The 12,718-nt window shown below is 51.6% G+C and carries 10 protein-coding genes and 1 tRNA gene; 1 reads left to right on the top strand and 10 read right to left on the bottom strand.

Going from position 1 to position 12,718, the window contains the following annotated elements; all coding sequences use genetic code 11:
* Positions 1–6 precede the first annotated feature (6 nt).
* From GWQ29_RS12545 to GWQ29_RS12505, 9 genes are all read right to left on the bottom strand, one after another.
* Entirely contained in the window at positions 7–1,269 is a 1,263-nt protein-coding gene (locus tag GWQ29_RS12545) for a PD-(D/E)XK nuclease family protein (RefSeq protein ID WP_275919555.1), read from the bottom strand.
* Positions 1,266–2,633, bottom strand: coding sequence for a restriction endonuclease subunit S (locus GWQ29_RS12540; RefSeq protein WP_275919554.1), 1,368 nt, complete (start codon positions 2,631–2,633; stop codon positions 1,266–1,268). The genes GWQ29_RS12545 and GWQ29_RS12540 overlap by 4 nt, the downstream gene beginning before the upstream one ends.
* A 136-nt stretch (positions 2,634–2,769) precedes the next feature.
* Entirely contained in the window at positions 2,770–4,755 is a 1,986-nt protein-coding gene (locus tag GWQ29_RS12535; RefSeq protein ID WP_275919553.1) for a class I SAM-dependent DNA methyltransferase, read from the bottom strand.
* A gap of 611 nt (positions 4,756–5,366) precedes the next feature.
* The gene (locus GWQ29_RS12530) at positions 5,367–5,861 is read right to left on the bottom strand and encodes a hypothetical protein (protein ID WP_275919552.1); all 495 of its coding nucleotides are present in this window, start codon (positions 5,859–5,861) and stop codon (positions 5,367–5,369) included.
* Positions 5,862–6,200: 339 nt separating this feature from the next.
* Positions 6,201–7,712: a helicase RepA family protein gene (locus GWQ29_RS12525; protein WP_275919551.1), complete on the bottom strand. Its 1,512-nt coding sequence runs from the start codon at positions 7,710–7,712 to the stop codon at positions 6,201–6,203.
* Between the two features lie 504 nt (positions 7,713–8,216).
* Positions 8,217–8,462, bottom strand: coding sequence for a hypothetical protein (locus GWQ29_RS12520; protein WP_275919550.1), 246 nt, complete (start codon positions 8,460–8,462; stop codon positions 8,217–8,219).
* Between the two features lie 95 nt (positions 8,463–8,557).
* Positions 8,558–9,583, bottom strand: coding sequence for a hypothetical protein (locus GWQ29_RS12515; protein ID WP_275919549.1), 1,026 nt, complete (start codon positions 9,581–9,583; stop codon positions 8,558–8,560).
* 98 nt (positions 9,584–9,681) lie between these two features.
* On the bottom strand, positions 9,682–10,701 hold the full coding sequence (locus tag GWQ29_RS12510) for a site-specific integrase (protein WP_275919548.1): 1,020 nt from the start codon (positions 10,699–10,701) through the stop codon (positions 9,682–9,684).
* Positions 10,702–10,813: 112 nt separating this feature from the next.
* Positions 10,814–10,899 (bottom strand) — tRNA-Leu (locus GWQ29_RS12505).
* A 143-nt stretch (positions 10,900–11,042) separates the two neighbouring features.
* Between GWQ29_RS12505 and GWQ29_RS12500 the strand changes: the two genes are divergently transcribed.
* On the top strand, positions 11,043–11,564 hold the full coding sequence (locus GWQ29_RS12500; RefSeq protein WP_275919547.1) for an RDD family protein: 522 nt from the start codon (positions 11,043–11,045) through the stop codon (positions 11,562–11,564).
* Between the two features lie 72 nt (positions 11,565–11,636).
* Here the strand turns inward: GWQ29_RS12500 and lptG are convergent, their stop codons facing one another.
* Complete coding sequence (gene lptG / locus GWQ29_RS12495; protein ID WP_059112534.1) at positions 11,637–12,707, bottom strand: LPS export ABC transporter permease LptG; 1,071 nt, start codon at positions 12,705–12,707, stop codon at positions 11,637–11,639.
* Positions 12,708–12,718: the final 11 nt, after the last annotated feature.

Below are 12,718 nucleotides of genomic sequence, written 5' to 3'. Positions count from 1 at the left end.
TCCTCGCTACAAGGTCTCAATCGCCTTGTTCATGGTATCTTTCAGAAGGGGCCAGTCTTGCAACCAGAAGTGCTGTAGCTTCTTGTCGATCTGTTTTTTGCACGCCTCTTCGTCAGGCTCATCGACAGTGTGTTTTTTATCGAGCAGACGCAGTGAGTAGACTTGGCTCCATTGCGGGCTTTGCCGTAGTTTTCTCGTCGACAAAGCGGCGACCTTACTCTGTTCAACACAGCCAAACAGATGGTCACGCAACGCAGTATCACTGCTTGGGCCAATCAGCAGTTTCAGCTCCAGCTTGTCGGTATTGCTCTGAATTTCAAACAGCACAACGCGACCACTTTTAGTCCAGTTTGAAGAACGCATCCCCTTCCCCTCACCCCACGGCAAATGGGCGTAGCGAACCATGGTTCTTGTCTCACTATCGAGCTCCCAATCATGATGCTGTGCGGCGGTCGCTATCATCTCCTTTGCCCAGTTCCGGCGCTCGGTTCGGCCATCGCCATCAGCAGGTCTGTGCTCAAAAATCAGATCCAGAGCTTTCTGGTGCTTCTTGTAAATGCGGCGGCAGAGCTCCGCAATCTCGGTATCTTCCATAAAATATCGCTTGAATAGGGTGATGTAGTGCTCAATGCCGATACGGGCTGATGGCGGGATCTGGTGGCCATAATCTGTGACCAGTTCGCTCAGGCATTCAATCACCTGGGCATAGCTCAGGTTTAACCAGCCATCGCGACTGGCATCGTTGCCATCCAGGGTCAAGAAGACAAAGACTTTTCGATACTCGGGGTAGCGGCGATTTACGGTCTGCTCATACCGTTCCAGCTGATTGCCGTGTTCACCAGCATCAATCTTGTTCTCGATAACAAAGACCTGACGGTTTTGTTCGCTCACCAGCAGCAGATCAATACGATCTTGCTCACGAAACACCTGCAGGCCTTCGTAATCACAGAGATCGATGTCGAGCAGAGATACCTCGCCACTACGACGATCCGGCAAGTCATAGAGCAACCTTGAAATCAGCGACTCAAAGAAGCGAGAGCCCAAGCCATGGGGCTCACGAGGATTAAAGAGAGTGCCGAGAAAATGGGAGTGACGGATCTCCTGACGCACCATCCCCATCGCTTCAAAGAGATTGAACTCGGAGACCATGCCCCCCAGTTTATCGAGCTCCTTGCTATCGAAAATCAGCTCGGTCAGCCAGCGGTACCGCTCGTCATTACTGGCTAGCTCTGTGGTATCAGCTGCTTCGTCTTGCTGCAGTGAACTCATGAGGCAGCCTCTTCTGCTGGCGGGGTCCAACCACGCAGATCGATCTTGCCAGTGACGGCTGCTGAGATAAGAGCTGTGCGACGTTCTTGAAGCAATGAGACTTGTCTAGATGCGCTCTGCTCTATGTTTTTATATTTTCGGTCAAAATCATTCAAATACGAACGAATTGCAACGGCTTCATCTTCTGGCGGCACTACGACAACAAAATTCCGGATATCATCAACATTAATTCTTTTGAATGTAGAACCAACCATTAACGTATCAAGCTGATAGAAAATAATTCTTGACTTCAGTTGATACATGAAAAAATCAGTATCAATAAATTCCCTAATCCTTTTCAACAAGCAAACATCTTGGCCCATAGCAAACCGAGGATGTTCGGCAGTCACTCTAGCAGCTTCACCTACAGTAGCATTACGGCTATAGATAATATCGCCATTCTCAGGAATTCTACCTCCATCAATCAGCGCATTATAGTATTCCTCCGATGTTTGTTTTGCGTTACTAAGATCAACCGCCCAACTTTGAACCTCTCGAATACTTGCCAGTGGTATTCCATCATCAATGAATTCAGCAGTAATGTGTTTACAATCCACGACTCCCCAGTACCTCTTTAATGCAGTTACCACCCAATGCTCTGGCACTTGACCAAGCCACTCGATGCCGGAGTCTTTCATGGGGGCATCGGGCTTGAGGCCCTTGGTGACGGCGTGGGAGATCACCGCCTGCCGCTTCTCTTTGAGCAGTTCGATCAGCCGCTGCTGCTGGGCAATCAGCCGATCAATTCTGGCGGTTTCGTAGTCGAGGAAAGCGGCGATTTGTTCAATCTGCTCTAGCTGATTTGGCAAAGCTACTTTGATATCTCCAACTGTATCTGTGTTGAGATTCAGCTGGGTTCCCATTTTGCCTAGGCCTTTGTACGCCAGTTCTCCAGCAAATACATAATAAAGGTACTTATTAGGAATTTTTAGCTCTGGGAAATAAACAAATCCATCGTGTATGCATGCTTTGATCTTATTGATGCAGGGTTTACCCACCGTACCAGCAATGCTTAGAAACAGTTGATCGGGTTCAAGCCTAACGCTCAGCGAACTACCAAGCTCAGACATTGTCTGCGGCGTTTTTTCTAAATATGTACTTGAGGCTGTAACATCAGCAATTCTGACCCAAGCGTAATCGCCATCCTCATCAAAATATTTTGGATCGTCTATCGGTCTTGGAGAGGCACCCCGTTTAACCGAACTTAGGTGCTTTATCTTGATAACATCCCAACTATTTGGGATCTCTCCAAGCCACTCCACTCCAGAATCTTTGTACTCAGGGTACGCCACATTTTTGCTGTTCGATGCCGCTTGCTCACTCATAGCACGGCTCCTGATGAGGATTTTTTGCCTAGAACAAGGCGTGCCTGGGCACAGCGAAGGAGCATAGTTTGCCTATGTGACTGAGCGAACACAGCCACAACGCGGTTATCGGTAAAAAAGACCTTCAGGAGAGCCATCAGGAGTGCACCTCCGCCAACAGTTGCATAATCTCCTTAGCTACCGCATCCAGATCTGCGTCGATGGCCGCCAGCTCGCGGGGCGGCTGGTACTTGTAGAAGTGGCGGTTAAAGGGGATCTCATAACCGACCATGCCAATCTGGCCATCCAGCAGATCGGTCTTGCTGGTGTCGATCCAGGCATCCGGCACATGGGGTAGTACCTCCCGCTTCAGATACTCATGGATATCCTCCCCGAGCGGTACGTTCTCGTAGTCCCGCAGATCGGAGCTTGCCTCGACCTCCCCCTTGGTCTTGCACAGTTCGGCCTCATCGCACTGCTCGCCAAAGGTGCTCACCAGCAGCTTAAAGGCCGGGGCGGATAGCTTTAAGGTGCCTAACGCCTTAGTGAGCTGCTTTTTGAACTGCTCACGGCAGAGCAGCCGCTCGGGCATGGTCGGCAGGGCCTTGAGGATGGCCTGCTGTAACTCGGCATCGAGCTTGACCCACCCCTTGTCGGCAGTGAGGCTGGCGAGTCGTTCGGCATCCTGCGGATAGAACGCCAATTTTAGCGGCCGCTCGATGGTCAAACGGCGATAGCCAAAAGCAGTGGTGGGGAAGATCTTGGCGATCGGGCTCTCTTCGTAGCGGCTATAGAGGCTGACGATCTCGCTTAACGCTTCATCGCTCAGCTGCTTGCGCTTGGAGCCCAACGATTTACGCATCGGGCTGTGCATATCGCTGGCGTTGATCAGCAGCACCTTGCCCTTACGCTCGGCCGGTTTGTGGTTGGAGAGCACCCAGATATAGGTGGCGATGCCGGTGTTGTAGAACATATCGGTGGGCAGGGCCACCAAGGCATCCAGCAGATCGTGCTCAAGGATATAACGGCGGATCTCGCTCTCGCCACTGCCTGCCCCACCGGTAAAGAGCGGTGAGCCGTTGAGGATAATCCCGATCTTGGAGCCCACACACTCGGCCGTGGGTTGCTGCATTTTGGCGATGAGGTGCATCAGAAACAGCAAGGAGCCGTCAGATACCCGTGGCAAGCCAGGGCCAAAACGGCCATTAAAGCCTTGCTTGGTCGCTTCATCCCGCACCTGTTTTTCGACCTTCTTCCAGTCCACCCCGAATGGCGGGTTGGAAAGACAATAATCGAAACTCTTGTAGGGCAACTGATCATCGGAGAGGGTATTGCCCAGCTTGATGTTGCTGATTTCCTGCCCCTTGATCAGCATGTCGGCTTTACAGATGGCGTAGGACTCGGGGTTAAGCTCCTGGCCGAAGGTGGCCAACCGTGCGGTGGGGTTCAGCTCGTGCAGATACTCCATGCCGCAAGAGAGAAAGCCACCGGTCCCCGCTGTGGGATCATAGATGGAACGCACAATGCCCGGCTTGCCGAGCGCCTCGTCATCACCGGCAAACACCAGGGAGGTGGTGAGCCGCACGATATCGCGAGGGGTAAAGTGTTCACCGGCGGTTTCGTTGGAGCTTTCCGCAAAGCGGCGGATCAGCTCTTCAAACACCAGACCCATGTGGTAGTTGTCTACCACTTCCGGGGAGAGATCCACGTTGGCAAAGGAGCGAACTACCTTGTAGAGCAGGTCAGCATCTTCCAGCAGGTTGATGCTGGCATCGAAGTTGAAGTGCTCGAAGATCTCACGAGCATCCTTGGAGAAAGCCCGCACGTAGGCATCCAGGTTATCACCCACATGGGTTTCACCCAGCTTGGCCAGCTCCAGCGGAGAACTGTTGTAGAAGGCGTGGCCTGCTGCACTTAGTAACAGCTTATCTTTAGCCAATTCGGCTACTGTGTCAGGCAATGCCTTATTGCTCTCAACTGTAGCCAACACTTTAGCCTTGTTTGGAGCCAGCACACACTCAAGACGACGCAGTACGGTAAAGGGCAAGATGATACGACCATACTGGGACTGTTTGAAATCACCGCGTAGAAGGTCGGCAACCGACCAGATCAGGCTAGCCAGAGAAGAGATATTGGTGGTCATTGGGATTCTCAAAATACGGGGAACTGCCGAGGCATATTCAGGACCAAACGGAAATGCGGGCAGTTTACCACAGGGGACATGGTGTTTTCGTGAGCTAGGCTGTTTGGTGAACCAATACCTCTCTTGCTTCTCACCGTCATCCATCGTCCCCTTTCGATACAGCAAGGTTCAAGGGCGCTCTGCAAATGATCACTCGTAACGGGACAAAGGATTTTGCATTTTGGGGGACAGTCGAAGAGGCGTGTGCGATCGCCCCTACCAGTAATCCCTTGCCAGGACTGGGCTTGCGGTGAATTAGGGGACTGGTGACTACAAAAAACGATCCTGGCTAGCCAGAAAAGCGATCGCCGAGAGCAGAGAAAAAGGATCGTTATGCAAAACGATCACTTTTAATAAAAACCTTTATTTTACTGTGTGTTACCACGGTTTGTGACGCGAGTAAGCGATCCTGCTTTTGCATCAGAACCACTCAGCCAAAAGTGATCGCTTTACCGTATTTGGGGACGTAAGCTGGGCTGTAGCCCGCATTATCATTGGCTTATCACAACCACATGGCCACGCAGGGCAATAATGATCGCCTGTAACACAAAAAGTGATCATTTTAGGGATGATCACTCCGGGATGATTTCCAACTCCCAACCCCATGGCTCATTTGGTGAGCCCCTAGGGTATGAGGCGAAACGCCAACCCAACGGCTTCAACACTGTGTTCAAGCGACGGAACACCATCCTGTGATTTGAATGGCTCAGGTTGTAGAAGTCAGTCAGCTCCTCACCGGTCACGCCGGGATCTGTTGCGACGACCAGAATGTAGGCATGGTGCGGGTGCCACTCCATTGCAACGACAAGAGCAGCCAAGTGATTAATCGGCCCCAGCTTGGCTATGGCATGGTCTCGCTCTGCCCGCTCCATCAATCGACGGTTAGACTGCCCGACATTCCGAGCCCAGGCATTACGATACCGAAAGATGTCTTCGACTCCCGGTGCTGGCTTGCACAATCGTTCTAGCTGCTTGCGTTGGCGCTCTGCTCGTTTTTGCTCCTTTAGCCGCTGCTTTTCCTCTTCCGCCATCTCTTTGGCGAACATCTTGTTAATCTCCGCGAACACTCGCCTTTCCTCCAAGTTGTGGCGTGCAGGGCAAGAACATTCTTCCTCGTCACTCAGATGACTCGCCTAATCACAATGCTGAAATGCCTCATGGTCGGCTGCGGCATTCGGTACCATTTTGCTTTGGTTTCACCTCATCCCCCTCAATCAATCCTCACTTACTGGCACACCTCACCAGTGGGCGTTAGCGTTACCCAATGAGGATGCAGCAAAGCCTGTATTGACGCGGACATGCTGGCGAACATGGACGTATATCGTCACTTTTTCTGTCTATAGAAAAAAAGTGAGGATAAATAGCCCCCGCCTCACGCTCCTCACCCAGCCTTCACTTTTTACTGGTTAGTCACCTGATTTTACTAGCCAGATAAGGTCGCCATCCCGTTCAATTAGGCGTTCTGAAATCAACTTGTTTCGATGGCGAGTACGGTTCTTTTTGTCATCCATCTTTGCTGCCTTCATGTGGTCGATCACCTGCTGCCAAGTTGTCTTACCACCATTGGCATTACAAAGCTGACGTATAGCTCCAAACATTGCTTTGTGGTTCGCAGTCACGTTGGATACGTTACCCAGTTCATCAGATTCTATGGGCTCTCGGCTTGTATCCACCAGCACCATACTGGTGACATCATCACCGTCTGCATCTGAGCCAATAACCCGTTGTTTAAGATCATGAGCCCGTAGAGCGGGTTCTTCATCATCCTTCATCTTGGTACATGTCAGAATGATGGATGCGTCCTCCTTGTTTTCACGTTTCAGCAGATACTCGGCATCTAATGCCGCTCTGAATGCGCTACTCCCCCTGGCCCCATTTTCTTCGTTCTTGCCGGTGTGGTGTATCAGCAAAATAGTGGCCCCAGTTTCCGCCTTAATACGATCACAACCGGCGATAAACGCCCCCATATCAGCAGCACGATTTTCATCGCCACCGCCAAAGCAGCGAGCCACTGTATCGACCACAATAAGCCTGACAGGTAACCCTGTATCCGCTTTGATCTGGATGGCAGCTAACCGCAACTCATTGACTTGAGCATCATCTGCCATAAACACTGGCTGGTTAACACGATATAAATTGGGAACGTCTTGCTGCTCGTGATACTCATCAGCCCACGCCTTAATACGACGCGGTACACCGACCCCACCTTCACCCACAATGTAAAGCACTGCACCTTGTTGGACTGGCCTACCATCCCAAGCCAGACCGGTGCTTATATGGCAAGCAATTGAAACAGCTGTAAAGCTCTTAAAGCTACCGCTGGGACCATAGATGCTGCACATGCTAGACGCGGGCAACAACCCTTTGATTAGGTAGCTTTGTTGGTGGTCATAGCCGCTGAAGCCAATCGAAAGAGAAAGATTGGTTTGCAATCTCTTCTGGTACTCGAATTGCTGGTGGATATTCACAAGCGCCCATGGTTCAGCATTCCGATCAGGATGACCAAGATAGAGCTCTGCACTAGGAGCTTGTTTCAATAGCTCATCTATTAGCCGGTGCTGTTTGTTTACATGAAGCTGACCGCAGATATGCACAATCACCTTTTCCGTCGCATCTCGGTCAACCATCCGATATAGCTTCCTACCCTCATCAAGCTGGGTGGGTGATACATAAAGACTCACCACCGGTTGTTCATCAGGATCTACGGGATTATCAGCGGTAATCGCATGATTGAGGGCTCGCTGTAAAACCTCCCTCTGCCCCCCATGAGACGGCGCATGAGAGCCCGTATAAATCACAATCGTCTTTTGATCTGGGAGATCTCTAAATTTCACCAAACCATGTGCTGGTGAGCTGGCAGCCTGAACGTTCGCAGCCATATGGGGAATTCGCGCTATTTGGTGGGGCTGTGCGTTCATCACTCTCCCCTAACCAGAGCGGTTACCAACCCATCGAATGCCCGTTCATTTAAGCCTGCCTTCATTTGGCGAGCATAAGGACGAGTTACAACCGCAGCGGCTCCTTTGCATTGCGCTATAAAGGCGGCTCTCGCTTTTCGGCTGGTGAAGGCACTCAATACTCCGACACGGGAGCGTTTACCGGTTCTGGGATTGGGTGGTCCATAGAAGGTCTCAGCCTGGCTATCAGCGGCCCATGCAAAATAGATCATCGCTTGCCCTCCGAATCAGAAGACGAAGCATGGATCTCGGCCAGCAAGCCTTGATGGCCTTTATGGATTAATAAGTGAACTTTCATGCTAAAATTACCTCACACTCACTGGCTCCTTGGTCTGCAAACTGTCAGAGCCAGCGAGTAATCCGAAATGCCCTTACTGTCGCAGGTAAGGGCTTTTTTTCATGTTTTCCCCATGGGTTTGCACACCATGTTTGCCTATATCCGGTAACAGATGGATTCCCTGCGGTTTAATCATCCGTCGGGTGTTGTTCAGGCAGTCCACCAGCCATCCACAAGCTGAAGAGTTTGGTATTCACAAACATCCGCTTGCCGACAATTCGGCAGCAACGTTCTAAGCCGGGCTTCTCTGCTCGCTTCCAAAACATGGCCTTCAGTGTGGGATAGTTAAATTGGGGGTAGCGCTTGGGGATTTCGGTCACAGGCAGCCAGTTGTTTAGATCTTGACTGATTGCGATGAGGTTGAGGTCTTGCATACTGCTTATACTCCCTTTCCTGTTGCTCTTGGTGTTCTGCGGTTTGGTCAGGGAGTATTTAACGCGATGTGGTAGGCATTCTTTTAGAACAGAAGTCAGCGCACTTCTGTTCTTGACTTTTTCAATATCTTGGCTGCACTAACGATATATGAAGGGATAACGCTCCATGCTTTAGCGACAAACAGAGCCCATGGTTCATCTTCTATATTTGTCTTACATGGGATTCCTGCTGCAGTCAGAAGTGCTTTTGCGGCCTGTACCGCATCGACTTGACGCAGTTTCATCTGCTTTTCGAACTCAATGTCTTGTTGGATGAGGTTAATCGACCTTTCTAACGAAGCGATCTCATCACCAAACCATTCCTCAGAATTATCGTGGTTCACTGCCTGAGCTTCTAAGTACACGAGCCGATCCAAAAGAGACTCCAAAGTAATCTCCAACGTTGACGGCGGTGGAGCTTTCTTTCGCATTCCTTGTCGGGTATACACTCTCCCCCATACTTCCCCCAGGCAAGGGTTTAGCAACGCGATATCTAAGGCTATCCTCATAAGAGCACAAGATATTTCCTCTTCACTTTTCCCTTTCAGGTGAGCCATGAATCCCTTTTGGAAACCAATCTTGTGATATTCAACGTAGGCAGCTAAAGCCAGTCTTGGAATCTTATATCGATGAGGAGAGAGCCTATTTCTAGCTCGGATAGTAGCAACTGAGGGTACTGTGATATGTGAGTCAGCCCAGCAGAGCGCATGTGAATTCAGTTCAAAATCCATCCGCTCATCGGTCCACCCAATTTTCCGCAATTTTGCGCTATAACTGATGGCCTCTTTGAGAACTTCACGCTCAATCATCAAGCGAGGTGTGTTATTTCCCCAGCTCCCGACATGAAATTGACCATTTTGGCGTTCGACCTCATCATCAGATGTTACTTTTTTGGCTGTGATGTCAATTGATACGGAGTCTATTAATTGGCCATCTTTTGTAATGGCCAGCCTCGGGCGGCCATTTGGGGAGAAGTACGGGATTCCTTCCTCTCCATCAACGATGATGGGTTCATCATCTGGTGATTTTTGCCATACAACCAAACCCTCCAGAAAATCACTGCTTATATATTGCTCACTCATCTACTACATCCCCAAAAAAACAAAAGCCCCCCGCATCCATAGATACGGGGGGCTCAGGCTAACATATTCAATATATCTAGGCTGCAAGGCCGACTTGATTAGCCACCCATCAGATTCCCGAATACCCGCTCTGTGAGCTTGGCCGTGTGGGCATTGCACAGATGGGAATATCTTTGAGTCATGGTGATCGACTTATGGCCTAACACCTCTGCGATCTCCAGAATGCTGGCACCATTCATCGCCAACAAGCTTGCACAGGTATGCCGAAGGTCATGAAAATGGAAATCAGAGAGCAACGCAGCTTTCTTCGCTACCTGCCAGTGGTAGTCAAACTCGGTAAATGGTCGATTTAGGCCAGAGGGGTGAGGGAAAACAAAGCTGGCACCAATCTCGCGAAACTTTGAGAGCTCAGTAAGCAGATCAGCCGTCAGAGACAAAACCCTCTGACTACCATTCTTGGTCACCGCCAAATGAGCTGTTCGCGTGTTGAAGTTGATATCTGACCATTTGAGGCCTATCAGCTCGCCCCTCCGTGCTCCTGTGGTCAACGCCATATGAACCAGCATATGAAGTCGCTCCCACTTGCTCGACTTGGTGGCCTTCATCAATCGAGCAAGTTCATCTGTCGACAAAAAGCGTGTGCGAGCATTGTCTTCCCGCTTCTGTTTCACTTCCAGGCAAGGGTTCACTTTGAGGTCATAGCGATCGCACATGTAGGCAAAGACTGCTGACAACGCCGCTTTATAACGATTCAGGGTCGCAGGAGCTTTCCCTTCTGCCTCCAGAATCGAGATGGCGTTCTTGATCCGCTGGCGATTTACTTTGTTCAACGTCTTGTCGCCGATATGTTCAGCCCACCAGCCCAGACGCTGTGGTACAGACTTGTCCCGTCCCTTGTGCTGTTCAAGGTACTCATGGATAGCTTGTTGAATGGTGGTACTGGTGAGGGTGACGTTGGTTAAGGCATCTGCCAGCTCGTCAGATACAGTGATCTGAGCCAGGAACTGCTCTGCGTCTTTTTTGCGGGTAAAAACTTTGGACACGCGGTTGCCGTTACGCATGAACTGAACGCGATAGGACTTGCCGGTTTTTCGAGTGAGAACTTGGATGCTTGCCATTGGTTGAAACCTCTTGCACATATTTGCACATGAATGAGTGTTATCAACCGCAGAAACTTTGAGCAGGAGCGCTCTTGAGCGCTGTAACCTGTTGACCAAACAGGGAAAAGAATGGTGCCCGGGGTCGGACTCGAACCGACACGATTATTCATCGGCGGATTTTGAATCCGCTGCGTCTACCGATTTCGCCACCCGGGCAACTGCGAGGGATTATACGAATGGCGCGATGCCATGCAAGGTGTTTTTCTTGTGCACGCTCTCGTTTGCTCATTTATTCAACGCCTTGCCGATACAAGGTCAGTTACATAGAATGCCCGCATCATATTAATGGAATAAAAACGATGGCCAAGCGTACACCCGTTTCACCAAAACCTGTCTCTACCGCTACCCCGCACTACCCGTCGGCTGGTCTGCTACGCCGCCTCGGCGCTCTGCTCTATGACTATCTGGTGGTCATCTCTTTGCTGATCATCGCAGGCTTTATCGGTATGGGGATAGCGCATCTGCTGCTGGCAACCGGCGCAGCTACCCTTCCGGAAGGCAAAGACGCCTCCTGGTTGCTGACCAGTCCGATCTACAGCGCCTGGCTCGCCTTCATCATCTGCGGTTTCTACACCTGGTTCTGGACCCGTGCCGGTCAGACCATAGGCATGCGCGCCTGGCGACTGCGCATCCAGAATGCGGATGGCAGCAACATCCGCATCACCCAGGCCCTGATCCGGCTGGCGACGGCGGCATTCGGCCTTGGCAACCTGATGTGTCTGTTCAACCGCAAGGCACCCCGCGCCTTTCAGGACATCTGGTCCGAGTGCGAAGTGGTGGTGTTGAGCAAGCAGGAGAACCTGGAGCAGCTGAACAAGTGAGCTGGCGAGCAGGGTATGAATAACAAGAAGGGCACCCAGTGGGTGCCCTTCTTGTTTGGTCTATGCAGGCCGCTACTGTTTGCGGCTCAGAATATAGAAGGAGATACCGCCAAACAGCAGGCTGGGAGCAATGGCGGCCAGGATCGGCGGCACGGCGTACACCAGACTGATGGGCCCGAACACTCGATCGCTCACATAGACGGCGAAGCCGGTCATGATCCCCATCAGCATGCGGGCGCCCATGCTCACCGAGCGCAGCGGGCCGAAGATGAAGGAGGAGGCCAGCAGTATCATGGCCACCACGGAGAGCGGCGACAACAGCTTGCGCCACATCTCCAGCTTGTAACGCCCGGCGTCCTGCTTGTTGGCATCGAGATAGCCGATGTAGTCGAGCAGACCGGCAACCGGCAGGTTTTCAGGGTCGATACTCACCACCCCGAGCTGCTTGGGCGTGAGCTCGGAGCTCCACTCCATCTGGGCCTGTGTCTCGCTCAGGATCTGAGCGGGATCGTCAAAACGGGTGATCTGGACCTGCTTGAGCAGCCAGTGATGCTGCTCAAACACGCCTTCGCGAGCCTGGAGGATATCGATCAGTTTACGCTCTGGAGTGAAGCGATAGAGGGTGATGCCGGTCAGTGCACCATCGTTGCGCACCCCGTTGATATTGACGAAGTTGTTGCCATCACGTGCCCAGACCCCATAAGCAGAAACAGTCAATCGCCCCTCTGACAGCGCACCAGCCTTGACGTCGTCTGCCATCCGCTTGGCGATGGGCGCCACATATTCACCCATCAATCCCACCAGTATCATCAAGGGGATCGCAGTCTTGAGCGCCGCCATCACGATACTGATCTTGGAGCGGCCCGCCGCCTGCATCACCACCAGCTCAGAGCTGGTCGCCAGCTGACCCAGCCCTATGAGCCCGCCCAGCAGGGCAGCCAGCGGGAAGAACTGAACCGCCTCCTTGGGCATGGAGAGCAGGACGTAATAGAGGGCATTGATCATGTCGTAGTTGCCTTCCCCGACCGACCTGAGCTGCTCCACATACTTGATGAGTGCAGCCAATCCGACCAGGGTCAGTTCACACAGCAGGATCGACATGAAAATGACCCTGCCGATATATCTATCAAGAATGCCAAACATCAGGCGAGATT

This window comes from Aeromonas sp. 2HA2, from assembly GCF_029237345.1.
GTDB lineage: Bacteria > Pseudomonadota > Gammaproteobacteria > Enterobacterales > Aeromonadaceae > Aeromonas > Aeromonas salmonicida.
The sequence above is the reverse complement of the archived record's forward strand: the minus strand, read 5'-3'. Positions and strand labels throughout refer to the sequence as shown.